This is a genomic window from Ochrobactrum vermis (genome assembly GCF_002975205.1).
In the GTDB taxonomy this organism is placed as follows: Bacteria; Pseudomonadota; Alphaproteobacteria; order Rhizobiales; family Rhizobiaceae; genus Brucella; species Brucella vermis.
The window spans coordinates 475,652-498,897 of record NZ_PCOC01000001.1 but is presented as its reverse complement, the minus strand read 5'-3'; the positions used below and the strand labels follow the sequence as shown (position 1 = coordinate 498,897).

Here is a 23,246-nt window from a genome sequence, read left to right as displayed (position 1 = left end):
CCATATTTTTATCGTGTGGCCTATAGTCATCCAGCAATCTTGGAGAAATCCGCAACCTTGCCGGTGGCCGTGCGGATCAGGTCGAGCAATGCCAGACGGTTGGCGCGGACATTTTCGTCCTCGTCGTTCACCAGCACCTTTTCGAAGAACGTATCGACCGGACCGCGCAGCTTGGCGAGTGCCAGCATTGCACCGTTGAAATCTTCACGGGCAATCGCAGCCTCAGCATCTCGCGATGCCAGGGTAACCGCTTCGAACAGCGCTTTTTCTTCCGCTTCACGAAGAAGGGAAGCGCTCACGCTTTCAGCGACTTTGGTGCCCTTCTTCTCTTCGGCAGCGAGAATGTTGGCGGCGCGCTTGGTGCCAGCCAGAAGGTTCTTGCCATCTTCCTCATTGATGAAGACGATCAGCGCTTCCAGACGGCGCGCGACCAGCAGCAGATTGTCGGCGTCCGGCGTCAGCACAGCGTCAATGGCATCGTAGCGTGCGCCTTCTTCCTTCAGATGCACCTTGAAACGGTCATGAAGGAAGGACAGAAGATCGGCTAGCACCAGCTCGGACGATGCTTCCGCCTCGGCGCGAGCCTGCTTTTCATAACTGGCCAATGCGATGTCGACATCCTGTTCGCCATCGACATCGCCTGAATTTTCAGCAGCGAGCTTGGCTTCGAATTCGTGCAGCTTGCGCTGGACCTGACCTTCTTTCAGCGCCGCGAACGCCGAACGGAAGAGCGGCAGAAGCGGGAACTTCCACTCCTGCGACAGCAGCAAACGGATCACGCCGAGTGCAGCGCGACGCAGTGCGAACGGGTCTTTCGAGCCGGTCGGCTTTTCGTCGATTGCCCAGAATCCGACCAGCGTGTCGAGCTTGTCCGCCAGCGCCACAGCAACAGAAACTGGGTTTTTTGGCACCACATCGGACGGGCCTTGCGGCTTGTAATGTTCCTCAAGAGCCACAGCAACAGCCTGGTCTTCGCCCTGAAGAAGTGCATATTTGCGGCCCATTGCGCCCTGAAGCTCGGGGAATTCACCCACAACTTCTGTGGTCAGATCGGCCTTGGCCAGAACAGCCGCGCGCGCTGCAAGCTTCGGATCCGCGCCGACCAGCGGTGCGATCTGTGCAGCCAGTTCGCGAATACGCTCAACGCGCTGCCCTTGCGTGCCAAGCTTGGCATGGAAGGTCACATTCAGGCTGTCCAGACGCGCCATGCGCTGATCGAGCGGCTTCTTCAGATCAAGGCCGAATTTTTGCGCCGAGGCATTGAGCTTGTCGAGGTCGGGAAGATCATGTTGATCGGTGTGCCAGAAATAGAGCGCATCCGACAGGCGTGCGCGCACGACCTTGCCGTTACCATAGGCGATTTCCGTGCCGCCATCGCGGGCTGCAATGTTCGATACAAGAATGAACCGGTTGGATAGTGCTTCAGTCTCGCCCTGCTTGCGGGTGACGAAGCATTTCTGGTTGGCGCGGATGGTGAGGCGAATGACTTCCGGCGGGATCGCCAGAAACTCTTCCTCGAATTCACCCATCAGCACGACCGGCCATTCGACGAGACCCGACACTTCTTCCAGAAGCCCTTCGTCCTCGACCAGTTCGAGGCCCGACGCAAAAGCAAGATTATGTGCGTCCTGCGAAATCATTTCCTTGCGGCGTTCAGCGTCGAGAACCACGAAAGCCTTTTCGAGCTTTTCGACATAATCCTCGAAGCGGCGCACCTTGATTGCCTGACCGTCGCTCAGGAAACGATGGCCATAGGTAATATTGCCGGACTTGATCCCGTCGACATCGAAATCGATGACCACGGTTTCTTCGGTTTCGGGACCGAAGGTGCAGAGGATCGACTGAAGTGGACGCACCCAGCGAAGCGAACCCGGCTTGGCAGAAGCCGCGCCCCAGCGCATGGATTTCGGCCATGGGAAGTTGCGGATCGTCTGCGGCACCAGCTCGGCGACGATCTCTTCCGCCGCACGGCCGGGCTTCGTCAGATGGGCGACATAGAAATCGCCCTTCTTCGGATCGGAATGCACATGCGCCTGCGCAACATCGGTGAGACCGGCCTTACGCAGAAAGCCCTGAATGGCCTGTTCCGGTGCGGCGACAGACGGGCCCTTGATGTCTTCGTGCACGTCCTTGGAGCGCACAGTGAGGCCGCGAATGTCGAGCGTCAGACGACGCGGCGTCCAGTAAGCGGTCGCAGCTTCGTAAGTTAAACCGGCTTCCACCAGACCATCGGTGATCATCTTTTTCAGATCGCCGGCAGCCTTGCGCTGCATGCGGGCGGGAATCTCTTCCGAAAAAAGCTCAAGAAGTAGGTCAGGCATTACTCGCCCTCACGCTTGAAATTGAAACCACCGGCATCCGTCAAAAGGAATGCCTCGCCGCACTGACGCGCAAGGTTGCGCACGCGCAGAATGTAGCTCTGACGTTCAGTAACCGAGATCACGCCGCGCGCATCCATCAAGTTGAAGACGTGCGATGCCTTGATGCATTGGTCATAAGCCGGGAAGACGCTCTTATGCATCTTATGATTGGCGTCTGGACCAGGTGCTCCAGCCTTCAGAATAGCCTCGCATTCACGCTCGGCATCGATGAAATGCTGATGCAGGGCCTCGGTATTCGCCATTTCGAAATTGTAGCGGGAATATTCCTGCTCGGCCTGCAGGAACACGTCGCCATAGGTGACCTTCTCGTCGCCTTCGAGACCATTGAAGTTGAGGTCGTAGACATTGTCCACGCCCTGCACATACATGGCGAGGCGCTCGAGACCGTAGGTCAATTCACCGGCGACCGGCGAGCATTCGATGCCGCAGACCTGCTGGAAATAGGTGAACTGCGACACTTCCATACCGTCGCACCAGCATTCCCAACCAAGGCCCCATGCGCCCAGCGTCGGGCTTTCCCAATCGTCTTCCACGAAGCGCACGTCGTGCAGCGTCGTATCCAGACCGATGGCGCGCAGCGAACCGAGATAAAGATCCTGAAGGTTCGGCGGCGATGGCTTGATGATGACCTGATACTGGTAATAATGCTGCAGCCGGTTTGGATTTTCACCATAGCGCCCATCCTTCGGACGACGCGACGGCTGCACATAAGCGGCTTTCCAAGGCTTTGGCCCCAGCGAGCGCAACGTCGTTGCCGGATGGAACGTACCCGCCCCCACTTCCATGTCATATGGCTGCAAAATGGCGCAACCGTGCTCCGCCCAATAGTTATGGAGCGTCAGGATCAAACCCTGAAAGGAACGGGTGGGATGCATATGTGCTGGCAACGTACTGGACACGGGGTCGGGCCTCGTAATTAAAATGATGGCCCGGTCTAATTTGTCAGCACGGCAGGGTCAAGCGCGCACTGTGCCGCTATTATTTCAGCGCGGGAAAAGAGAAACCATCTCGGGAACAAAAGCACCCTGCCCTCGACCCTTCGACAAGCTCAGGATGAGGGCATGGGTACTGAGGCGTGTGAGGAAGCCTCGTCCTTAATCCGTTGCCGGCTTTTCAGGAACCTTATCGGAAGGTGCGGCAGGAGTAACCGATGGCGCGGGGGCTTCCGGCTTCGGCTCATCCGGCTTTTTCTCGACAGGTTTTGCGGCATCGACGGAAGACTGTCCCGGAATGTCCGGCAGACCCTTCTTCAGCTTTTCCTCGATCTTGACCAGATCTTCCGGCTCGGGCTTGCCTGCAATCGCATGGTTCCACTGGAATGTCGCTTCCAGAAGACGCCCGACACGCCAATAGGCATCGCCCATGTGATCGTTGATCGTCGGGTCTTCCGGACGAAGTTTGACCGCCTTTTCCAGTTCGACCACCGCTTCCGGGTAGCGCCCAAGCATGTAGTACGCCCAGCCAAGTGAGTCGACGATATAGCCGTCCTGCGGGCGCAGCTCGACCGCCTTCTTGATCATGCCCAGCGCTTCATCGAGATTTTGACCCCGATCGACCCAGGAATAACCCAGATAATTCAGCACCTGCGGCTGGTCCGGGTAAAGCTCAAGCGCCTTGCGGAAATTGGGCTCGGCCTTGTCCCACTCCTTCAGGCGTTCATACGCAATGCCGCGCTGATAGAAGACCGGCCAGTCCTTGCGTTCCGGCGTCTTGATCTGTTCCACCGCAGCATCATAGATCTTCGCCGCATCGGCGAAATTCTTGTCCTGCGCATAGACACCACCGAGCGCAAGATAGGTGCGCATATCGGTCTTGTCGCGGCCGAGCAGAATCTTTAGCTGCTTGACGGCTTCCGCCGACTGATCGTTTTCCGCCAGATTGAGCGCGCGCTGCATTTCTGCATCGCGGCGATAAGGCGATTTCTCCGGCACGCGGCCATAATAGTCGATGGCCTTTTCCGGCTGGCGCAATTTGGCGGAAATATCGCCCAGCTGATAAAGCGTTGCATCATTATCCGGACGCAACGGCAGCGACATCTGCAGATAAAGCTTCGCAAAAGCTTCCGCGCCGCTGCGGTTGATCGCCGTGCCAAGCGTATAGAGCGCTTCGGCGGTACCTTCCTGTGCTGTCTTGATCAAGCGGCCATATTTCTCGCCAGCCTCGATCTTTTCGCGCATTTCCGTGATCGTCATGCGACCGTTCAGAAGCTCCTCGGCATCTCTGAGCGTCTTGATCGCGCCTTCCTTGTCGCCCTGACGAAGCTTGAAGGAGGCATAGGCCATCACGATGCGTTCATAAGTGTCGGGCGCAGCACTTCCGCCGGGCCGGTCATCGATAGCCTGCTGATAGAAATCACGTGCTTCCTGCTTCTGGCCGGCGAGATCGGCTATCAGTGCGGAATTATAGGTGCGGAACAAACCGTACCATTCCGGCCCTTGCATTTTCTGGATATCGGCAAGCGCCTGTTTGGGGTTGCCCTGCCCGACCTTCACCCATGCATTCATGAAGCCGGTCGCAAGGCGATCCATATCGGATTGCAGCGACAGCATCAGAAGCGGCCCGACTTTGCGATACTGTTTGCGATTGATGGCGTCGATGGCCAGCGCCACGCGCGAAAAACGCTCGATGTCCGGGAGGTTCTTCAGTTCTTCCGCCAGCGGCAGCGCGTCCTTGAAACGGCCTTCCGTCAGCAAAACCAGCAGCAAATCCTGCTTGATCTGCGCATTGCCCGGATCGAACGCCATGGCCTGACGATAGAAATCGACAGCGGTGGCGAGATTATTGTCAGATTCGGCAGTACGTCCGGCAAGATAGGCCCCGGCAAACGAACCGGCGCGGACAGGAGGCGATGCAGGATCGGTAGTCGCTTTGGCGAAAGCACCGCTTGCGGGGACCGCGAGTCCCGCCAGAAGCGAGAGCAGCAAACCATAAAGCGGGCGATATTTCGATCCTTGCCGCATAAAGCCCTATCCTCTTCTCAAATCCCTGTGACAGACACCGGCAAGCAAACTCCAGGCGGCTCAAAAGCCGGGCACGCTGTCTCTTTGCCGGAAAAGGCACCCCAAGCATGGCCTTTTTGGGATGGCGGGGCAAGAAAAGCATCCGTGATAGGACGCTTTTCCTGAGTATTGTTGCCAGCAAAAATGCTGGCCGGGGTTTGCAGCACCCGCCTTTTACAACGACTGCCGGTCAGTTCACGCGGCTGATGCAGAAATCGATGACTTCGATCAGCGCGTCCTTCTGAGGCGTTGCTTTCAAAGGCGCCAGTGCATCGCGGGCAATTTCGCCGAAATGCCGCGCGCGCTGCACCGTGTCGGCAATCGCGCCGTGCTTCGTCATCAGCCCGATGGCTTTTTCAAGCGAGGCGTCGTCGCTCGCACCGTCTTCGATCGCGTGCTTCCAGAAAGCGCGTTCATCGTCGGTGCCGCGGCGATAGCTCAAAATCACCGGCAACGTGATCTTGCCTTCACGGAAATCGTCACCTGTGTTCTTGCCGAGATCGGCAGCCGAGCCGCCATAATCAAGCGCGTCATCGACAAGCTGGAAAGCGAGACCCAGATTGAGGCCGTAATCGCGAAGCGCCGCGCGGTCCGAGCGCTGCACACCGGCGATGATCGGGCCGACTTCGGCCGCAGCAGAGAACAGCGCAGCCGTCTTGGCCTTGATGACCGCCAGATATTCGTCTTCGGTGGTTTCCATGTTCTTGGCGGCGGCGAGCTGCATCACTTCGCCTTCAGCGATGACAGAAGCCGAGGTGGCCAAAACGTCGAGCGCATCGAGCGAACCGACATCGACCATCATTTTGAAGGCCTGCCCGAGAAGGAAATCGCCGACAAGAACGCTGGCCTGGTTGCCCCAGATCATGCGCGCCGTGCTTTTTCCGCGGCGCAGATCGCTTTCATCGACCACATCGTCATGCAAGAGCGTTGCCGTGTGCATGAATTCCACGGCGGTCGCGAGACGCACATGGCCGTCGCCTTCGTAGCCGAACATGCGAGCGGCTGCGAGCGTCATCATCGGGCGCAGGCGCTTGCCGCCGGAGGAAATCAGATGATTGGCGACTTCCGGTATCATTTCGACATCGGACCCGGCACGCGACAGGATCATTTCGTTCACCCGCGCCATATCGGCCTTTGTCAGATCGACAAGCGGCTGAACCGATCCTTCCTGCTTTTTGTTACCGTCCAGATTCAGAACCACACCCAATGCCATTTCTCCTAGCTGCCCGGCCACATTATTGAAACGGACCGGATTGCTCAAGTCGCAACTGCCCCCAAAGCGTCCTCGAAGCGTAAACGTTCGACGCCTGTTCACCATTGAAGGAAGCTGTTGTCAATGCGGTGCATTCGCTACAAACTGTCCAAATGATCGAACTTATCCGTACGAATGATTCCGTTCTGCTGTCCTTTGCCGAGGCCTTGATGAAAGAGGCCGGGATCGTTTATTTCATTGCCGACACCAATATGAGCATCATCGAAGGCTCTTTGGGCGTGCTGCCACGTCGCCTTCTGGTCAGCGAAGAGCAGCTTGAAGAAGCACGGCAGATTCTGGTCGATGCCGAGATTGAACACGAACTGCGCGATCAATGAATTCGGAAGCAAGCTTTGAAACCAGAGAGGAAGCGGGAGAAACACTGGATGTGTTTCATCGCGGAGCGTTTCATCTCATCCAGCCCGCATTGAAAGGCCATCGTTCCGGTGTGGATGCGATGATTCTGGCAAGTGCCGTTCCAAACGGTTTTGCCGGACGCGTTGCCGATCTTGGCAGCGGAGCAGGCGCTGCCGGGCTTGCCGTTGCCTCTCGCTGCCCTGGCGCCAGCATCACCCTGTTCGAACGTTCCGGTTTCATGGCCAATTTTGCCCGCAGAAGCATTGCGCATCCGCTCAATTTAGCGCTGGCAGGACGGATCGACGTCATCGAGGCCGACGTCGCACTGAGAGGCAAGGCACGCATCGCCGCGGGACTTGTCGATAACAGCTTCGATTTCGCCATCATGAACCCGCCCTTCAACGAAGCACGCGATCGCAGCACCCCCGATCCGTTGAAGGCCGAAGCGCATGTCATGCCAGAAGGCATGTTCGAACAATGGGTGCGCACTGCGGCAGCTGTTGTGAAACCCGGCGGCGGTATTGCCATTATTGCCCGGCCCGGCTCCATTTCCTCCATCCTGGAGGCACTTTCAGGACGGTTTGGCGGCCTGAAGATCATTCCCGTCCAGCCGCGCCCCGATGCGTCGGCGATCCGTATCGTCGTGACAGGGACAAGCGGGAGCCGTGCTGGCCTGTCCTTGATGCCGGCGCTCGTACTTCACGGCAGCGAGGGACATGGTTTCACACCCCGCGCCGATGGCATCAATAACGGGCTCGACGCCCTCCTTTAGAGTATTTCCTGTTTTTCCTGAAGCATTGGAAATGCTCTATTTCTTTGTTCTCATGCATGTCTTTATCCCGAAACCGGTTCCCACTTTCGGGAGACATGCTCTAATATTTAGGCTGCGCCAGCACGACGAGATTGCGGTCCGGGTCGTGCAATCTCAGAATCGTCGTATAGTCGGCTGTCTCGACATTTCCTGGGCGAATCCCGTCGAACGATAGACGTGCATGTTCAGCCCTCACGTCGCGGACGATGAGTGTCAGCGTGCCGTGTCCCGCGTCAGCCGGGTTCTGGTAAAGCTGGAAGCCTGCGCTTGACCCGTGATGCCATTCCGCCAGGCCCTGCATCGGTCGCGCATCAGGCCCACGATCAAAAATTGTGGCAAACCATTCCGTGCTGCGTTTGAGGTCGGAACAATTGAGCTGGGCAAAAATAGCTGTGAGCACCATCGGCGTCTCCTCCCGGATCGGATAACACAGCAGCATTTCAGAAGTTCCGACAGTGCGAGCGTATCGATTTCGATCAGAACAGGTAATTTTGATTGAAACCTCATATTCGAGCCAATATTCCTAAAGTCGCAATTTTCGTTCTGCGGCTCCCCGCCGCCCTTTTCCGAAAAAGCGCAAACAATAAACCGGCAAGAACAGGCAACGGGAACCAATGAACCACAGCACGAACAAAAGCCGCCCCGTATCGATCATGCGGCGCTTTCTGGATAGCGAATCTGCCGGTGGCATCAGCCTCATGGCGGCGGCGGCGCTTGCTCTGATTGTGGCGAATTCTCCATTCTCGCACGCCTATTTCGAAGCACTTCACATTTATATCGGCCCCCTCAGCCTTTCCCACTGGATCAACGACGCCTTGATGGCAGTGTTCTTTCTGCTCGTGGGGCTGGAAATCAAACGCGAATTTCTCGACGGACAACTGGCAAGCTGGCCAAACCGCATGCTGCCCGGCATCGCCGCTGCGGGCGGCGTCATCCTGCCAGCCCTCATCTTCACAGCGTTCAATTGGCATGACCCCGCCAAAGTGCGGGGTTGGGCTGTGCCATCTGCAACAGACATCGCTTTTGCGCTCGGCGTGCTGTCGCTGCTGGGTTCGCGGGTACCCTCGAGCCTCAAGGTGTTTCTGGCGACGCTCGCAATTCTCGACGATCTCGCGGCCGTGGTTATCATTGCGATTTTCTATACGGCCGAAATCTCTATGCCCTATCTCGGCGGGGCTGTTGTCGCCGCTCTTGCTCTGTTCACCATGAACCGCATGGGCGTGATGAAGCTCCTGCCCTATCTGATCGGCGGTGCAGCGCTCTGGTTCTTCGTGCTGAATTCCGGCGTTCATGCAACGGTTGCGGGCGTGGTGACCGCACTGATGATTCCGCTGAAGGCCGCCCCCGGCAAGCCCGACGACATGACTTCACCGCTGCATGTGCTGGAACACGCGCTGGCAAAGCCTGTTGCGTTCATCATCGTGCCGGTTTTCGGCTTCGCCAATGCGGGCATATCGTTTGCCGGTCTTGACGCCTCGGTGATGCGGGACACGCTCACGCTTGGCATCATGCTTGGCCTCTTCATCGGCAAGCAGCTCGGCGTTTTCGGCGCGGCCTGGCTCGCGATCAAGACGGGGATGGCGCAAAAGCCGCTTGGCGCGACATGGATCCAGCTCTACGGCGTGGCGATCCTGTGCGGAATCGGCTTTACGATGAGCATCTTCATTGGCCTCCTCTCCTTCCCGTCCGAACTCATGCAGGCGGAAACAAAGATTGGCGTGCTGGCCGGGTCGGGCTTGTCGGCCATTTGCGGCTATATTCTGCTGCGGTTGGTCACGAAGCCGAAAACCACCTGACAGAAACGATACCACTGCCCGAAAAACAAAATTCCGGGCAGTTTTCTTTGTGTTTGCCATATTGCTTCCTACATTTGGCTGAAATTATTTCTGTAAGCAGGAGTTTACTTTGCCCGGTTTATTGACGCGCCTCGTTCCGCGCCGCTTCCGTCCGGTTTCCATCGAGATACCTGTCGTGCGACTGCATGGCGCCATCATGTCTGGCGGATCTGCGTTCCGTCCGATGCTCTCATTAGCGTCGACTGCGGCTATTCTTGAAAAGGCATTCACCGACAAGGAAGCGCCGGCCGTCGCCATTTCACTCAACTCGCCCGGTGGTTCGCCTGTACAGTCCCGACTGATCTACCGGCGCATCCGCGATCTTGCCGCCGAACATCAAAAGAAGGTTTTTATCTTCGTTGAAGATGTCGCTGCCTCAGGCGGCTATATGATTGCACTTGCCGGGGATGAGATCATCGCTGATCCGTCATCCATCGTCGGTTCTATTGGCGTGGTGTCGGCGTCCTTCGGTTTCCCCGAGCTTTTGAAGAAGATCGGTGTCGAGCGCCGCGTTTATACGGCGGGTTCCAACAAGGTGACACTCGATCCGTTCCAGCCCGAAAAGAAGGCCGATATCGAGCGGCTGAAATCGCTGCAGCTTGAAATCCATGAAACCTTCATCGACATGGTGAAGGAACGGCGCGGCAGCAAGCTTGCAGAAGACAAAGACCTGTTTACGGGGTTGTTCTGGACCGGCATCAAGGCGCAGCAGCTTGGTTTGATTGACGGGCTTGGCGACATGCGCGGCGTCCTGCGCAAGACCTATGGCGACAAGGTCAAGCTCAAGCTGGTCGAACAAAAGCGCGGCCTTCTGGGACGCAAGATGCCCGGCGTGGATATGGCCATGAATATGGCATTGAGCAATCTTGAACCGGCTTCCATTGCCGCACATCTTGGCGACGGGCTGCTTTCGGTCGCCGAAGAAAAGGCGCTTTGGGGTCGTTATGGTCTTTAAAATCAAAACATAACCGAAAATCGCCGTCGATTCTCGAACCAATATTTTGAATTCCTTCGTTTTGCCGTGATATGGTATCCGAAAGTGGGGCGGGCCGCTTCCTGCCCCTTCATGAACATCCGGCATTTCGGCCTTTGCGACCAGGCAATCCGAAGTGCGACCCTTAAGGACTTGAGGCCATGCCCCAGCTCATTTTTCTGCTGCTGATCATCGCCGCCGCATGGTACGGCTACCGCTCGTTCAAGCGTGAAGCTTCACGCGTGTCCCAGCGTGTGCGTCAGGCGGAAAAGGAAACACAGAACAGGGCCCATGGAACGTTGGTACAGGACCCAAAAACGGGCGAATATCACGTCAAGAAAGACTGACCTTTCGCTGAAGAGAGTTTTTAGCCGATACCGGAGCGCGCCCGACGGCAGCCGGAGCGCCATGTTTCCTCCAAAGCCGATTCGCAACCAGAAATGACCGATTTCCCGACAGCCGAAACACCCGCGAATGCCGGGTTTGCGTGTGGCGTGACGCGTGTAGCTCCGGCCAAGATCAATCTCGCGCTCCATGTGACCGGGCGTCGCGACGACGGCTATCATCTGCTCGAAATGCTGGTGGTCTTTGCGCGCTATGGCGACGTCATCCGTATCCAGTTTGCCGAAAAGGATAGCTTCACGGTCAGCGGTCTTTTCGCAGCCGGCATCCCGTTCGATGGCAGCAATCTGGTTCTCAAGGCACGCAATGCCTTGCGCGGTCATGCGCAAAGGGCTCTGCCGCCTGTCGCCATCCATCTGGAAAAGAACCTTCCCATCGCGTCCGGCATAGGCGGTGGATCGAGCGATGCGGCCGCGACGCTGCTGGCGCTTGATGCGTTGTGGCGACTTGATCTCGGTTTTGAGCAACTCGCTATGATCGGCCTTGGTCTTGGTGCCGACCTGCCGATGTGTCTGCACGGCGCATCGAAGGGTACGCCTCTTGCAGCCCGTGGCATCGGTGAAAACCTGACCCCCGTTACCGGATTTCCAGCCTTGCCCATGTTGCTCGTCAATGACGGAACCGCTGTGGCAACACCTGATGTTTTCCGCGCGCTAGACAAACGCAATCATCCGGCCTTGAGGCTCGCTTCCCACGCTGATATCGGCCAGCTATGTGCTTATCTACAGACAACCCGCAACGATCTTCTGCCTCCTGCGCTGAAACTCGCACCCCGGATCGGCGATAAACTCGATCTGCTTCGTGCGTGCGGTTCGCTCTACGCACAGATGTCGGGCTCAGGCGCAACCTGTTATGCGATCTTCGAAGACACGGCCGCTACAGAGCGGGCCGCGGCAATTGTTTCCGCCAAAAGACCGGACTGGTTCACAATCGCAACCCACACGGTTTCGTCCCAAGAATAAATTCTGAACAGCCTCCCTTCCGAAAACCCGAAAAGTTGCCCAATTGTTCACTCTCATTGGACAATATATTGGGACAGACTGTTCGCGCATTTCGAACAAAGATGGCTTTGTAACAGTCATGTAATTGCTGGCATATCAATCAAACTATTGTTATTATTTTCTTTTTTTAACGGTCATAATCGTTTCTCAAAACATTACGGGCAAGAATGTGTGATTAAGAAAACATTTTCGTGACTGGAACTTTTCTCCACTGTCACCCATTTCAGTAGTATCGGAACGACGAACAAAACGCCGCTCCACTTTCCAAGGAGATAGGAAAATGAAAAAGATTGTTCTTGCTGCCGCTGCCCTCGCTCTTAGCGCCGGTGCTGCCTTTGCTGAAAACCCGCGCGTTGGCGAACCTGCCGATCTTTATGCAAACGACCGCACGCCGGTTGCTTCCCAGAAGGTCGACTACACCGCTCCCGCTTCGATCGGCCAGTCCTCATTCCAGGACGGTTCGGCTCATCGTTTCGGTGACGCATCGCCTTCGAGCTACCAGAACTAAGCCTTTCCTCAAGGCTTAAGTGCAGGGCGTCATCAAAGCCTCCCAGCCGATGACGCCACGATGAATTTCAAAGCTGGATATCCTTCCAGTCATTCAGCTTCCCCAGTTATCTCCCCGATGGATGGCACGGTTGCCAACCGGGAGCCCGGAAAGGCTTCTATGCCATCCGAAGGGGCGATTTGTTTCACTGCATTTGTGCGACGTCAAATGCTCCCATTTGACTGCAAAATGCTCCAGAAGGATTACGAAAATGAAAAAGTTTGCTCTTGCTGCTGTTGCCGTTGCCCTTAGCGCCGGTGCCGCTTTCGCTGAAAACCCACATGTCGGCGAACCTGCCGATCTCTATGCAAACGACCGTACGCCGGTTGCAACCCAGAGCCAGAAGCTTGACTACACGGCTCCGGCTTCGATCAACAAGGCTCCGGTCTATCAAGATGGTTCGGCTCATCGCTTTGGTGATGCTTCGCCTTCCTCTTACCAGAACTAATCTGGCCAGGACTATTTGAGTCAGTATGCCTGACAAAAAAGGCGAAGCTTCCAGCTTCGCCTTTTTGTTTTGGTCAGTCTTCGTTAGGCGGCAGAATGAGGTGTTTAAGGCGAGTTGGTCGCAAGCGCTGCGGAAGCTGATCAAACGCAACGCCATCGAGCAGCAGCGGCTTTACCACGTCCAGGCGAACCAGAAGACCAGCATCCAGTGTCGCCTTGTGACCGAAGATTTTGCGGACCGTCCCGAAGCCACTGTCTTCCGGCAGTGAAAAACGCGCGGCGTCGCCATCGTTTTCCATGTGGCGGCGGAGGATCTCCTCCCATCCTTCCTGCGGGATCGCTCCCGGCTTTAAAAGCAGAACCCACGGCGTGCGAATTTCATCGAGCGCGGTTTCAATATCCATTTCGGCATAAAAGGCGCAGCCCGCGCCCAGCGCAACGAGAGCGGTTTCATCCGACGATCCTCTGTCGACGACCGTGACACGGCGCAGCAAACCCTCCACGACAGCCGGCACTAGTGCCGAAAGCGTATGGGCCAGCGCTCTTTCTGAATTCAGGGTTTCGATGACGACAGACAACATGCGCGCTTCATATATCAAGAACGTGTGAACGGGAAGCTATCGCATATATGTTCTTGATTTGTTCTATTTCTTGCGATAGGAATAGATTCATCAGAACAGAGTCGCATGGCTGCACGGCACGCGCAACAGAACAGTTTCCAGCCCCGAAAGGGTGTCCGGTTTGCTTTCGTCGTGACTGTACAACGCCAGATGTTTCCACTCAGGGAGACGAAGATGGAAGTGATCCAGCAGGCAGATATCATCAAGCAGGCCGACAGGGCTGCCTTCGGTAGCGGGCGCGCGGATCACGCCAATGCGATGATTGGCGAGGCTGGCTTGCGCATCGACCACGCCCGGCGGCGCGGACGCGGCGCGGGCATCAATCCAACCGGGCGTTTCGAGCCCGCGACACGCCATGACTTCGATGACGGCTGGACCACGCTTGAAGAACTGCCGCCATTCAAGACCGATGTGCAGATCGAAAAGCCGCGAACGATCATCACCCGCAATGACTCGCCCGACATCAACTTCGATCGCTCGATCAATCCCTATCGCGGTTGCGAACATGGCTGCATCTATTGTTTTGCGCGGCCGACCCATAGTTACATGGGGCTTTCAGCCGGTCTGGACTTTGAATCCCGCCTGTTTGCGAAGCCCGACGCCGCGCGCCTTCTGGAACGCGAACTGGCCAAGTCCAATTATCAGCCGAAAACCATCGCCATCGGCACCAATACCGATCCCTATCAGCCGGTCGAGAAGAAATGGCGCATCATGCGCGAAATTCTCGAAGTGCTGGAGGCTGCCAATCATCCAGTCGGCATCGTGACGAAGTCTGCCCTGGTCGTGCGCGACATCGATATTTTAAGCCGCATGGCCGAAAAAGGACTGGCCAAGGTCGCATTGTCGGTCACGACGCTCGATGCCAATCTGTCCCGTACGATGGAACCGCGTGCCTCGACGCCGACGCTGCGGCTGCAGGCCATCCGCAAGCTGACCGATGCGGGCATTCCGGCATCCGTCATGATGGGCCCGGTCATTCCGGGCATCAACGATCATGAGATCGAACGCATTCTGGACGCAGCCTATGCGCAAGGTGCGCGTGAGGCAGGTTATGTTCTGCTGCGCCTGCCGCTTGAGGTCGCGCCTTTGTTCAAGGATTGGCTGCTGCGCAATTATCCGGATCGCTATCGCCATGTCATGTCACTGGTACGCTCCATGCGCGACGGCAAGGATTATGATGCCGAATGGGGCAAGCGCATGCGCGGCACAGGCCCCTACGCATGGCAGATCGGACGTCGTTTCGAAATTACCGCACGCAAGCTCGGCTTCAATGCGCGCCGCCTTCAGTTGCGCACCGACCTGTTCGAACCGGTCGAAAAGGGAGGCAAACAGCTTTCCCTGTTCTAGAGCGCATTTCCTTAAGCTGGAAACAGGTCTGGGCCGCCCACCAATGATCGTCTGCATGTCTGCCGGTCCATATATTGCCATGGTTGATTGAGTTTCCGTCTGCCTTTTGATCAGACGGAAGGGCTACCTGCTTTCACGCCACCATCCTCGAGCAGGGCCCTTGCGGAGAATCGGAAGCAATGCGAGCATTGCCGCCAAATGAAACGCTCGACTTCTGATTCTCCGCTCCTCTTTGATATCCCCCTCGCGCCTGACTTTTCTGAAGAGAAAAAGCTGCTTTCGCGCGGACTGAAACATATTGCCGGCATCGATGAAGCCGGACGCGGACCCTTGGCCGGTCCCGTGGTTGCCGCTGCGGTCGTGCTGGACATCGATAATCTTCCGGACGGTCTGGACGATTCCAAGCGACTTACGGCTGCAAAACGGGAAGCGCTCTACGAAACCATTCTGGCAAAAGCCATCACCGTTTCGGTTGCAAGCCTCAGTGCACGCAGCATTGATGGAAGCGATATCAGGAAGGCAGCACTCGAAGCCATGCGTCGTGCTTCTGTCGGCCTGACCTTGCAGCCCTGCCATGCGCTGATCGACGGGCGCGATGTTCCACCGGGACTGCTCTGCCCTGGCTCGGCGCTCGTCAAAGGCGATCAACGATCCATTTCAATTGCCGCTGCCTCCATCGTCGCCAAGGTAACACGTGACCGCATGATGATACGCGCCGGTGCAGCCCATCCACCCTACGGGCTGGAAATCCATGCGGGTTACGCGACCGTCAAGCATCGCACTGCCATCGAAACGGCTGGCCCCGTTCCCGGCATCCACCGCTACACTTTCGCGCCCATCAAAGGCCGCTACAGCGCTTAAACTTCACACAGTCGCCAGCTTGGCAGCGAAGCCGAAAAGCAGCGCCGCAAAACCCCAGCGCTGGACCGTCTGTATTGCGGGATACCGTTTGAACAGGTTGCCAAGCGACGACCCCGTGAAAGCGTAAATCGCGTCGAACGACAATCCCACCACTGTCATGATAGCTCCCAGCAACGCGAACTGGAGCGTAATGCTGCCATTCTCCGGGTGGACGAACTGCGGCAGCAGGACCGAACAGAAAAGCAGCGCTTTCGGGTTGAGCAGATTGGTGAGGAGACCCTTGCGGGCCGAAGCCAGATAGGAACGGCGTTCGCGCACGCCTCCAACCGCATCCACAGTCGGCAAAGGGTGGCGCAGAATGCCAATGGCAAGCCAAACCAGATAGCAGGCGCTTACGATCCGGACGAAATGGAAAGCCATGGGAAAGGCGTGCAGAAGCGCAGCCAGACCAAAAGCGGCAAGAGCAACATGACATGCGCGTGCGATTGCAAGGCCCGCGGCTGCCGCAAGCGCATGCGCCCGGCCCTGTGCCGCGCCGGTCTGGAGAAGCAGAAGCATGTCTGGTCCCGGAATAAGAAATGCAGCAGCCAATGCGCCTGCGTATAACCACATCTCGCCCATCGATATCGCCCACAAAAATGATACCTGCCTGACCGCTGCGCGAAACGTCCGATAAAAGAACGCCGCGAAGCAGCAGAATATCCGAAACTATCCGGTGATGGATGCGCATTTCCTTGCGATTTATGGCGCACTGCTAAGTAATTTTGGTATAATCTGCCATTATTCCAACCTGGACTATCAGACCATGCCAAAACTTAAACTTGATGCCATCGACCGCAGAATACTCGTGGCGCTTCAGGAAGATGCCCGGCTCTCCAACGTCCAGCTAGCGGAGAAAATCGGCTTATCGCCCTCTCCGTGCCTGCGGCGCGTCAAAATACTCGAGACGGCCGGCGTCATTCAAGGCTATCACGCAGCGCTGGATCGCAATGCGGTCGGGCTTGGATTGACGGTCTTTGTCGGTATCCGGGTGGAGCGCCATCACGAGGAAACGGCAACTGCTTTTCGTACCTCCGTGCAGAACCTGCCGGAGGTTTTCTCCTGCCACCTTGTATCGGGGGAATCCGATTTCCTGTTGCAGGTGGTCGTGGCTGATCTCGCTGCCTATGAGCGCTTTCTATCCGGCACGCTGTTACGGCTTCCCGGCGTGATCGACATTCGAAGCAACTTTGCCATCCAGACGGTCAAGTCACAGGGAGAATTGCCGCTTGCGCGGCTGGCAAACCTCGAGGATTGATCTCGCATCGGAGCATCTATCATGCCGGATATCGTCAATGGAGTTCTCGTCGGCCCTCAAGGTATCCTTCTCGGACGTCGCAGCCCGGATCGGCGGGCCTATCCAAACCGATGGAGTTTTCCGGGCGGCCACGTGGAAGCGGGAGAAAGCTTTGAATACGCCTTGGAAAGGGAAATCCAGGAAGAACTCGGATTAGCGCTTCGCGCGTTTTCATTTCTCGCGACGATAGAAGTGGCAAGTCCGGCAGCATCATTCCACCTCTATACCGTCACCGCCTGGGGCGGGCGCCCCACGATTCGCGACCATGAGCACACGGAACTCAGATGGTTCACACCACAGGAAGCCTACACATTGGATGAGCTGGCACTGGAGCAATACCGACCGCTGTTTCACAAGCTGAGTGGAACGGAACCGTGCCGCTGATCAGATCATCATCGAAGTCAATTCTGCAACTCCAAAAACAAAAACGCCGCCCTTTCGAGGCGGCGTTTTCGTTAGAACTTTTGTGAGTCGAAATCAGTTCAGGTTCGACTTGACCTGCGACAGAGCATCCTTGAACAGGTTGCCTGCGACCTTCGCGTCGACCTTGTCGGCAACGATCTTGCCGGCTGCAGCGACTGCAAGATCGACTGCCGAAGCACGAACTGCGTTGATGGCGTCAACTTCAGCCGTTGCTATCTTCTGCTCGGCAAGCTTGTTGCGGCGTACAACATATTCTTCCGTTGCGCGCTTGGCGTCTTCGAGAAGAGCCTTGGCTTCGCGCTCGGCGGAAGCAACGATGTCGCTTGCTTCCTTTTCGGCTTCCTTGCGCTTGCGATGGTATTCGGCCAGCAGCTGCTGGGCCTCTTCGCGAAGCGTGCGGGCTTCTTCCAGTTCGTTCTTGATACGGTCAGCGCGCTCATCGAGCGAACGACCGACCATGGCCGGAACCTTCAGATAGGCCAGGATTGCCAGAAAGATGATGAGGCCAACCAGTGCCCAGAATGTAGCGTCCATTGTCCTCTCCTCAGGCGTTAGCGGCCTTGACGGCTGCTGTTACCGAAGCCTTGTCAGCCTTGGCGCCCAGAAGCTGTTCGACGATCTCTGCCGTAGTTTCCTCGGCAATGTTGCCGACGTCGTTCATGGCCTTGGCCTTGATCGCGGCGATGCGTTCTTCGGCTTCCTTGAGCTTGCCTTCCAGTACGGCTTCAGCGGAAGCGCGTTCTGCGTCGGCTTCGCCCTTGCCCTTTTCACGCGCAGCTTCGGCGATCGAAGCAGCCTTGGTGCGGGCCTGGGTCAATTCCTGCTCATAGGCAGCAATAGCGTTGTCAGCATCCTGCTTGAGGCGGGCTGCCTGCTCGAGATCCTGAGCGATACGGTCACGACGGGTTTCGATCACGCCGCCGATGCGCGGCAGAACCACGCGCGACATGAACAGATAGAAAAGCCCGAAGGTGATCGCGAGCCAGAGGATCTGCGATGCATAATGGGTGGAATCAAACGGCGGGAATACGCCGCTGCCGTGTCCGGCATCGTTGGCGACCCCGGTCTCGGTGTGCACAGCATCGGCTGCGCCGTGCTCGCCAGCAGCAGGTGCCGGTTGCGATTCGGTGGCGGTTTGGGCAAACGCCGTGGACACGAACATCCAGATTTCCCCTTTAATCCAGCACGATCTGATCCAGATGGAAAAGGATCATGCCTTACTCAGACCTCATATGCAAAGGCCAGCCGCGTCTGCATTTCTTTATGGAACCAACCTTGCGGTTGATGTCCTCAAAGCTGCTTCGCGGCCAGCCCGTTTCTTGCGACCGTTGATTAGACGGCGAAGAGGAGCAGAAGCGCGATGAGCAGCGAGAAGATGCCCAGAGCTTCCGTAACGGCGAAACCGAACACCAGACGGCCGAACTGGCTGTCAGCAGCGGACGGGTTGCGCAGAGCGCCGGAGAGGTATTGGCCGAAGATGTTGCCGAGGCCGAGAGCCGTACCGGCCATACCGAAACAGGCGAGACCGGCGCCGATGTACTTTGCTGCTTCCGCTTCCATGTTGAGCTCCTTCTGGATTGAAATAAGTGCGGATTTCAGTTCTGGCGGTCGCCCGCCGGTTTGAACTCAGTGTCCCGGATGTACAGCGTCGTTGATGTACATGCAGGTGAGAACGGTAAACACGTAGGCCTGCAGGAAGGCTACGAGGAATTCGAGTGCGGTGATCGCGACCGTCATGAACAGCGGCAGGATAGCGCCGCCGATGCCGATCGGGCCGAGCGCGGCCAGCGAAACGACGAAGCCCGCAAAAACCTTGAGCGTGATGTGACCAGCAAGCATGTTCGCAAAGAGACGAACCGAGAGGCTGATCGGACGCGACAGGAAGGAGATGATTTCAATGGCTACAACCAGCGGCACGATGATGCCCGGAACGCCGCTCGGCACGAAGAGCTTGAGGAAGCCGAAACCGTGCTTGAAGAAACCGTAGATGATGACCGTGCCGATGACCAGAACGGCGAGTGCAAAGGTTACGATGATCTGGCTGGTAACCGTATAGAAATACGGAAAGAGACCGAGGAAATTCGCGACCAGCACGAACATGAAGAGCGAGAAGACGAAGGGGAAGAACTTCATGCCCTTCGACCCTGCCGAATCTCTCAGGCTGGTGGCCACGAACTCGTAAGCCATTTCCGAAACCGACTGCAAACGGGTCGGGATCAGGCCGCGGCCCGAAGACGTCAGGTAGAGAAAGCCCGAAGCGACCACGACAGTTGCGACCATAAAGGCCGAAACATTCGTGAACGACAGGTCAACGCCGCCTACATCGATGGGAATCCACCGGGAAACCTGGAACTGATGGATCGGATCGTTCGCCACCTTAACCTCGTCTGTCTTCCCTGCCCGAAGGCAATTTGGCCTGCCCGAAGGCGTTTCAGTCTCGGGCCTGACGGCCCGCTTGTTCACTCCTGGGCCTGACGGCCCACTTGTTCACTTACACTTGAACGAACTTTACCGGGAAGCCCGTCAAGTCCTATTTCTTGTCGTTCTTTTCCGCGCTAGATTTAATGTTGCCCTGTTCGGCAACATATCCAGCGGAACGAAGCACGTTGAGGACGCCAGCACCAAAGCCAAGGAGGAGAAATACGATCAATCCCCAGGGCGATGTACCAGCGACACGATCAATGAACCAGCCAATCAGCGCACCGACCAGAACCCCTGCGATAAACTCGCTGGAAATCTTCATGGCCTGCGCGACCGAGCTTGCAGTCGCCGATCGCTCCTCTTCGGAAGCCGGTTGTTTGAGCACACCCTTCTTGGCCAGTTCGGCCTCCAGGCGGTTCAAACGCTGATCCAGCTCCCCGGAACCGGGTTCGTTCTTCGCATTCTTGATCGCACCGGATGGCTTTCCGGGTTCAGTCCCGCGCGCCATTGGCAGCTCCTTTTTCAAGAAATACGAGGATTTCAATCCCATTTCCAAGTTGCGCGCAACATATTGACACGCCGCCCGCTAGTCAAGGCGGTGCAGGCATTGCTCCAAAAGGTTTTTTAGCAAGCAATATCAATCACTTAGATACTAGTGCGACTCATTTTCCGACCAAAGGATCAGATTGGTCACATTATTGGCTAAAAAAACGGAATCGATTTTGGATGGTCGCGCCATATTCGGCTCGATACGAAAGTCGGCCTTATGCGCCTGTTCGACCTTTTAGTCCGCTAACAAAAATGTGACCTGAAGTCAGCCCGATCCGGTTATGCCGGGAGACTGGATGGATCAGCTCCACCCGCCGCCATAGGTACGATAGAAAATATGGAGGCCGATTTTCGTGACCTTTTTCATGGTCGGCGCCCAGAACGGGCGAACATAGGTCGCGTGATAGTGGGTGGCGGAGCCCACTTCCGGCAGCCAGATCTGACCGGCAGATACGGTCTTTGCCACCTGTTGGGCCATACGCCATTGCGGCATTTCAGTAACGCGGTGCTTCTGGCCGTCACAGGCAAAGGAAAACTGGCAGGCATTGAGCCAGTCGCGATTCTGGTAGACCACGCCGCAGATCGAACCCGGATAGGCCGGGTTGCGCACACGGTTGAGGACAACCTGAGCGACGGCAACCTGCCCCTTCACCGTTTCGCCGCGCGCTTCATAATAGACGGCCTCCGCAAGGCACTTCTGTTCGCTCTTGCTGAAAGCAGAAGGCGGCAGAGGTGTTGCTGCCCATTCATGATCCTTTTCACCGATGGGGGGCACGAAGCGGCCTTCGTCCGGCTGAGGCTTCAAGATGCTTTCGAACGGCGATGTCTTGCCATAGTCCGGCGTCGCAGGCGCATAACCAAGGGCCAGCGCATCCGGCTGGTCATTGGTAATGAGCTTGGCAAGCTGGGTCGGCATTTCAGAGCGTATTTTCGGTGGCATGACCGCATGGAATGCCATTGTGATGGCGACTTCCTTGCCCTCCAGCTTGCTGGAGAAAGCCATTTTCGCGTCCGTCTTTTCCGGCGGACGCGTGATCATGCTGATCTTGTCGAACATGCTGCCGGCGGTAAAAGCCTTGGCAGGTGCCTTGGGTTTCACCGAGACCAGACGGCCGGTCTTGTCGGCACGATTGATCCGGTTTTCGTCCGGGTTCGGATCGTCCGGGCCGAGCTTTGCCGACTTTCGTCCGCCAGAGAGCGCAACCCGTCCGATACCCGGCACTTCGATGCCGTTGGTGGCGATGCTGCCGGTTACAGTCGTTGCATCCACGAACGGCATTTCGGCCTGATGCACCGAGCCGACCGGTGCCTTGGCGACAAAGGCGGTCCAGCGATGCGCGCCAAGATCGGCAGACGGCACGAGGCTCGCCATATCCTGAAAGGCAATCGCATTGGGGTTGAAAAGATAGGTCACCGCCGCCAGAACCAGCGGCACCAGACGATGCGGTTTATGAACTGTCTGGCGTGGCTTTGCCCTTACGGCGTAATAGCGCCCCTCTTCCGGGCAATAGCCCGTGACAGGGTAATGCCACACCGGCTCGGCAACGGCCTTCCTTCGACCAAACAGCGCTCGTAAAGATACAAGACGCACCGCACACTCCACTCACACTGACTTAACTGACGCCGGTGATAACGGAATATTAACCTTGTCCAATGGGTGGAGGACACGCTTGCAGCTCCGGCTAATACAGTCATTATCAGCAGCGCGTTAACCATGAACGAATATGGTTAATGCAGGGTTTAAGCGTTTTGCCTTTACAAGTGTCGAACAGCTGCGGCGAAGGAGGTGCCTCATGGAAAAATTCACGGGTGGATGCCTGTGCGGCAATGTCCGCTTTGAAGCGTCGGGACAACCCTATCGGGTCGGCGTCTGCCATTGCCTCGACTGTCGCAAGCACCACGGAGCCCTGTTTCATGCCTCGGCGATATTTCCTGAAGCTGCGGTTACGGTCGAGGGGGAAACCCGCGACTATGCGGGACGGTTTTTCTGTCCGCGTTGTGGCTCTCCGGTTTTCGGGCGCAGTGCGGATGAAGTCGAGGTCAATCTCGGTTCGCTTGATGCGCCGGACCAGTTCAGGCCGACCTATGAACTCTGGACGATCCGTCGCGAATCCTGGCTGCCGCCTTTCCCATACATGAAAGGCTATGAGCGCGACCGCGATGGGTCGAGCCGCTTCGAGAATTAGCTGCCATCTTTTCTTTAGTGACAACCGTTCTATTTGCGATGAAGATACCGTTCATTGAAGCTACGGGGAGGAAGTTTATGCGGGGTTTGAAGATCGGGATTATCGGGCTGGCTTTCAGTTCGTTTGCAGTCATTGCCACGGCTCAGGCCGATGACTGCCAGAACGCCAGTTCGCAAGCCGCACTCAATGAGTGTTATGGCAAGGCCTACAAGAAATCGGATGCCGAACTGAACAAGATCTTCAAGACCTTGCAGAACCGCGCCGACGATGCGGACCTGAAGAAAAAACTGGTTCAGTCGCAACGAGCCTGGATCGCCTTCCGCAATGCCGAATGCGATATGCAGACAGTTGGTGGCGGCAGCATTTCCGGCATGGCCTATTCGATCTGCCTGTCCGACCTGACGACGGAGCGCGTCACCGATCTCAGGAAATATCTCAAATGCGAGGAAGGCGACAGCAACTGTCCCTTCCCCTCCGCCAGTAACTGATCAGCGCCAA

The 23,246-nt window shown here is 56.9% G+C and carries 27 protein-coding genes; 14 read left to right on the top strand and 13 right to left on the bottom strand.

Going from position 1 to position 23,246, the window contains the following annotated elements; genetic code table 11:
- Window positions 1-26 precede the first annotated feature (26 nt).
- The 4 genes from glyS to CQZ93_RS02310 form a co-directional block, all read right to left on the bottom strand.
- Window positions 27-2,321, bottom strand: coding sequence for a glycine--tRNA ligase subunit beta (glyS, locus tag CQZ93_RS02325; protein ID WP_105541154.1), 2,295 nt, complete (start codon window positions 2,319-2,321; stop codon window positions 27-29).
- Window positions 2,321-3,256: a glycine--tRNA ligase subunit alpha gene (locus CQZ93_RS02320; RefSeq protein WP_105541153.1), complete on the bottom strand. Its 936-nt coding sequence runs from the start codon at window positions 3,254-3,256 to the stop codon at window positions 2,321-2,323. The genes glyS and CQZ93_RS02320 overlap by 1 nt, the downstream gene beginning before the upstream one ends.
- Before the next feature lie 219 nt (window positions 3,257-3,475).
- Complete coding sequence (locus tag CQZ93_RS02315; protein WP_105541152.1) at window positions 3,476-5,341, bottom strand: tetratricopeptide repeat protein; 1,866 nt, start codon at window positions 5,339-5,341, stop codon at window positions 3,476-3,478.
- Window positions 5,342-5,570: 229 nt separating this feature from the next.
- On the bottom strand, window positions 5,571-6,587 hold the full coding sequence (locus tag CQZ93_RS02310) for a polyprenyl synthetase family protein (RefSeq protein ID WP_105543144.1): 1,017 nt from the start codon (window positions 6,585-6,587) through the stop codon (window positions 5,571-5,573).
- A gap of 158 nt (window positions 6,588-6,745) precedes the next feature.
- Here CQZ93_RS02310 and CQZ93_RS02305 point away from each other — a divergent pair, with 158 nt between their 5' ends.
- Together CQZ93_RS02305 and CQZ93_RS02300 are read left to right on the top strand one after the other, a co-directional pair.
- Entirely contained in the window at window positions 6,746-6,970 is a 225-nt protein-coding gene (locus CQZ93_RS02305) for a putative signal transducing protein (protein ID WP_105543145.1), read from the top strand.
- Entirely contained in the window at window positions 6,967-7,761 is a 795-nt protein-coding gene (locus CQZ93_RS02300) for a tRNA1(Val) (adenine(37)-N6)-methyltransferase (RefSeq protein ID WP_105541151.1), read from the top strand. Before CQZ93_RS02305 ends, CQZ93_RS02300 begins: the two co-directional genes overlap by 4 nt.
- 100 nt (window positions 7,762-7,861) lie before the next feature.
- Here CQZ93_RS02300 and CQZ93_RS02295 read toward each other — a convergent pair whose 3' ends face one another.
- Complete coding sequence (locus CQZ93_RS02295; RefSeq protein ID WP_105543143.1) at window positions 7,862-8,203, bottom strand: VOC family protein; 342 nt, start codon at window positions 8,201-8,203, stop codon at window positions 7,862-7,864.
- A gap of 211 nt (window positions 8,204-8,414) precedes the next feature.
- On the opposite strand from CQZ93_RS02295, the gene nhaA reads away from it, so the two are divergent.
- The 6 genes from nhaA to CQZ93_RS02265 all read left to right on the top strand — a co-directional run bounded on the left by nhaA (window position 8,415) and on the right by CQZ93_RS02265 (window position 13,006).
- Window positions 8,415-9,596, top strand: coding sequence for a Na+/H+ antiporter NhaA (gene nhaA / locus CQZ93_RS02290; RefSeq protein ID WP_105541150.1), 1,182 nt, complete (start codon window positions 8,415-8,417; stop codon window positions 9,594-9,596).
- A 109-nt stretch (window positions 9,597-9,705) separates the two neighbouring features.
- Window positions 9,706-10,590, top strand: coding sequence for a S49 family peptidase (locus tag CQZ93_RS02285; protein WP_105541149.1), 885 nt, complete (start codon window positions 9,706-9,708; stop codon window positions 10,588-10,590).
- A 179-nt stretch (window positions 10,591-10,769) separates the two neighbouring features.
- Window positions 10,770-10,955 (top strand): hypothetical protein, encoded by a 186-nt coding sequence (locus CQZ93_RS02280; RefSeq protein ID WP_105541148.1) that lies wholly within the window; start codon window positions 10,770-10,772, stop codon window positions 10,953-10,955.
- A gap of 93 nt (window positions 10,956-11,048) precedes the next feature.
- Window positions 11,049-11,972, top strand: coding sequence for a 4-(cytidine 5'-diphospho)-2-C-methyl-D-erythritol kinase (locus CQZ93_RS02275; RefSeq protein WP_105541147.1), 924 nt, complete (start codon window positions 11,049-11,051; stop codon window positions 11,970-11,972).
- Window positions 11,973-12,291: 319 nt separating this feature from the next.
- A complete protein-coding gene (locus tag CQZ93_RS02270; protein ID WP_105541146.1) occupies window positions 12,292-12,519 on the top strand; it encodes a hypothetical protein in 228 nt (75 codons plus the stop codon).
- A 250-nt stretch (window positions 12,520-12,769) separates the two neighbouring features.
- Complete coding sequence (locus tag CQZ93_RS02265) at window positions 12,770-13,006, top strand: hypothetical protein (RefSeq protein ID WP_105541145.1); 237 nt, start codon at window positions 12,770-12,772, stop codon at window positions 13,004-13,006.
- A gap of 73 nt (window positions 13,007-13,079) precedes the next feature.
- Here CQZ93_RS02265 and CQZ93_RS02260 read toward each other — a convergent pair whose 3' ends face one another.
- A complete protein-coding gene (locus tag CQZ93_RS02260; RefSeq protein WP_105541144.1) occupies window positions 13,080-13,586 on the bottom strand; it encodes a glycosyltransferase family protein in 507 nt (168 codons plus the stop codon).
- Between the two features lie 213 nt (window positions 13,587-13,799).
- Here CQZ93_RS02260 and CQZ93_RS02255 point away from each other — a divergent pair, with 213 nt between their 5' ends.
- Together CQZ93_RS02255 and rnhB are read left to right on the top strand one after the other, a co-directional pair.
- Complete coding sequence (locus CQZ93_RS02255) at window positions 13,800-14,972, top strand: PA0069 family radical SAM protein (RefSeq protein WP_105541143.1); 1,173 nt, start codon at window positions 13,800-13,802, stop codon at window positions 14,970-14,972.
- Window positions 14,973-15,170: 198 nt separating this feature from the next.
- Window positions 15,171-15,833, top strand: coding sequence for a ribonuclease HII (gene rnhB, locus CQZ93_RS02250; RefSeq protein WP_105541142.1), 663 nt, complete (start codon window positions 15,171-15,173; stop codon window positions 15,831-15,833).
- A 3-nt stretch (window positions 15,834-15,836) separates the two neighbouring features.
- Here the strand turns inward: rnhB and CQZ93_RS02245 are convergent, their stop codons facing one another.
- On the bottom strand, window positions 15,837-16,454 hold the full coding sequence (locus CQZ93_RS02245; protein WP_105541141.1) for a LysE family translocator: 618 nt from the start codon (window positions 16,452-16,454) through the stop codon (window positions 15,837-15,839).
- A gap of 184 nt (window positions 16,455-16,638) precedes the next feature.
- Between CQZ93_RS02245 and CQZ93_RS02240 the strand changes: the two genes are divergently transcribed.
- Window positions 16,639-17,130 (top strand): Lrp/AsnC family transcriptional regulator, encoded by a 492-nt coding sequence (locus tag CQZ93_RS02240; RefSeq protein WP_105543142.1) that lies wholly within the window; start codon window positions 16,639-16,641, stop codon window positions 17,128-17,130.
- Window positions 17,131-17,151: 21 nt separating this feature from the next.
- On the top strand, window positions 17,152-17,553 hold the full coding sequence (locus CQZ93_RS02235; protein WP_105541140.1) for an NUDIX domain-containing protein: 402 nt from the start codon (window positions 17,152-17,154) through the stop codon (window positions 17,551-17,553).
- 93 nt (window positions 17,554-17,646) lie between these two features.
- Here the strand turns inward: CQZ93_RS02235 and CQZ93_RS02230 are convergent, their stop codons facing one another.
- From CQZ93_RS02230 to CQZ93_RS02205, 6 genes are all read right to left on the bottom strand, one after another.
- On the bottom strand, window positions 17,647-18,126 hold the full coding sequence (locus CQZ93_RS02230) for a F0F1 ATP synthase subunit B (protein ID WP_105541139.1): 480 nt from the start codon (window positions 18,124-18,126) through the stop codon (window positions 17,647-17,649).
- A gap of 10 nt (window positions 18,127-18,136) precedes the next feature.
- Window positions 18,137-18,754, bottom strand: a complete 618-nt coding sequence (locus tag CQZ93_RS02225) for a F0F1 ATP synthase subunit B (protein WP_105541138.1) — start codon at window positions 18,752-18,754, stop codon at window positions 18,137-18,139.
- 170 nt (window positions 18,755-18,924) lie between these two features.
- Window positions 18,925-19,152 (bottom strand): F0F1 ATP synthase subunit C, encoded by a 228-nt coding sequence (locus tag CQZ93_RS02220; RefSeq protein ID WP_002963544.1) that lies wholly within the window; start codon window positions 19,150-19,152, stop codon window positions 18,925-18,927.
- 66 nt (window positions 19,153-19,218) lie between these two features.
- On the bottom strand, window positions 19,219-19,968 hold the full coding sequence (locus tag CQZ93_RS02215) for a F0F1 ATP synthase subunit A (protein WP_105541137.1): 750 nt from the start codon (window positions 19,966-19,968) through the stop codon (window positions 19,219-19,221).
- A gap of 154 nt (window positions 19,969-20,122) precedes the next feature.
- Window positions 20,123-20,521, bottom strand: a complete 399-nt coding sequence (locus CQZ93_RS02210) for an AtpZ/AtpI family protein (protein WP_105541136.1) — start codon at window positions 20,519-20,521, stop codon at window positions 20,123-20,125.
- A 342-nt stretch (window positions 20,522-20,863) separates the two neighbouring features.
- On the bottom strand, window positions 20,864-22,153 hold the full coding sequence (locus CQZ93_RS02205) for a cell wall hydrolase (RefSeq protein WP_105541135.1): 1,290 nt from the start codon (window positions 22,151-22,153) through the stop codon (window positions 20,864-20,866).
- A gap of 202 nt (window positions 22,154-22,355) precedes the next feature.
- Between CQZ93_RS02205 and CQZ93_RS02200 the strand changes: the two genes are divergently transcribed.
- Window positions 22,356-22,748: a GFA family protein gene (locus CQZ93_RS02200; protein ID WP_105541134.1), complete on the top strand. Its 393-nt coding sequence runs from the start codon at window positions 22,356-22,358 to the stop codon at window positions 22,746-22,748.
- A 77-nt stretch (window positions 22,749-22,825) separates the two neighbouring features.
- Entirely contained in the window at window positions 22,826-23,236 is a 411-nt protein-coding gene (locus tag CQZ93_RS02195; RefSeq protein ID WP_105541133.1) for a lysozyme inhibitor LprI family protein, read from the top strand.
- The last annotated feature ends 10 nt before the right edge of the window (window positions 23,237-23,246 follow it).

Coding starts and splice junctions, on each gene's coding strand:
- glyS (WP_105541154.1), bottom strand. CDS start 2,321: ATGCCTGACCTACTTCTTGAGCTTTTTTCGGAAGAGATTCCCGCCCGC.
- CQZ93_RS02320 (WP_105541153.1), bottom strand. CDS start 3,256: ATGCATCCCACCCGTTCCTTTCAGGGTTTGATCCTGACGCTCCATAAC.
- CQZ93_RS02315 (WP_105541152.1), bottom strand. CDS start 5,341: ATGCGGCAAGGATCGAAATATCGCCCGCTTTATGGTTTGCTGCTCTCG.
- CQZ93_RS02305 (WP_105543145.1), top strand. CDS start 6,746: ATGATCGAACTTATCCGTACGAATGATTCCGTTCTGCTGTCCTTTGCC.
- CQZ93_RS02300 (WP_105541151.1), top strand. CDS start 6,967: ATGAATTCGGAAGCAAGCTTTGAAACCAGAGAGGAAGCGGGAGAAACA.
- CQZ93_RS02295 (WP_105543143.1), bottom strand. CDS start 8,203: ATGGTGCTCACAGCTATTTTTGCCCAGCTCAATTGTTCCGACCTCAAA.
- nhaA (WP_105541150.1), top strand. CDS start 8,415: ATGAACCACAGCACGAACAAAAGCCGCCCCGTATCGATCATGCGGCGC.
- CQZ93_RS02280 (WP_105541148.1), top strand. CDS start 10,770: ATGCCCCAGCTCATTTTTCTGCTGCTGATCATCGCCGCCGCATGGTAC.
- CQZ93_RS02275 (WP_105541147.1), top strand. CDS start 11,049: ATGACCGATTTCCCGACAGCCGAAACACCCGCGAATGCCGGGTTTGCG.
- CQZ93_RS02270 (WP_105541146.1), top strand. CDS start 12,292: ATGAAAAAGATTGTTCTTGCTGCCGCTGCCCTCGCTCTTAGCGCCGGT.
- CQZ93_RS02265 (WP_105541145.1), top strand. CDS start 12,770: ATGAAAAAGTTTGCTCTTGCTGCTGTTGCCGTTGCCCTTAGCGCCGGT.
- CQZ93_RS02260 (WP_105541144.1), bottom strand. CDS start 13,586: ATGTTGTCTGTCGTCATCGAAACCCTGAATTCAGAAAGAGCGCTGGCC.
- CQZ93_RS02255 (WP_105541143.1), top strand. CDS start 13,800: ATGGAAGTGATCCAGCAGGCAGATATCATCAAGCAGGCCGACAGGGCT.
- rnhB (WP_105541142.1), top strand. CDS start 15,171: ATGAAACGCTCGACTTCTGATTCTCCGCTCCTCTTTGATATCCCCCTC.
- CQZ93_RS02245 (WP_105541141.1), bottom strand. CDS start 16,454: ATGGGCGAGATGTGGTTATACGCAGGCGCATTGGCTGCTGCATTTCTT.
- CQZ93_RS02240 (WP_105543142.1), top strand. CDS start 16,639: ATGCCAAAACTTAAACTTGATGCCATCGACCGCAGAATACTCGTGGCG.
- CQZ93_RS02235 (WP_105541140.1), top strand. CDS start 17,152: ATGCCGGATATCGTCAATGGAGTTCTCGTCGGCCCTCAAGGTATCCTT.
- CQZ93_RS02230 (WP_105541139.1), bottom strand. CDS start 18,126: ATGGACGCTACATTCTGGGCACTGGTTGGCCTCATCATCTTTCTGGCA.
- CQZ93_RS02225 (WP_105541138.1), bottom strand. CDS start 18,754: ATGTTCGTGTCCACGGCGTTTGCCCAAACCGCCACCGAATCGCAACCG.
- CQZ93_RS02220 (WP_002963544.1), bottom strand. CDS start 19,152: ATGGAAGCGGAAGCAGCAAAGTACATCGGCGCCGGTCTCGCCTGTTTC.
- CQZ93_RS02210 (WP_105541136.1), bottom strand. CDS start 20,521: ATGGCGCGCGGGACTGAACCCGGAAAGCCATCCGGTGCGATCAAGAAT.
- CQZ93_RS02200 (WP_105541134.1), top strand. CDS start 22,356: ATGGAAAAATTCACGGGTGGATGCCTGTGCGGCAATGTCCGCTTTGAA.
- CQZ93_RS02195 (WP_105541133.1), top strand. CDS start 22,826: ATGCGGGGTTTGAAGATCGGGATTATCGGGCTGGCTTTCAGTTCGTTT.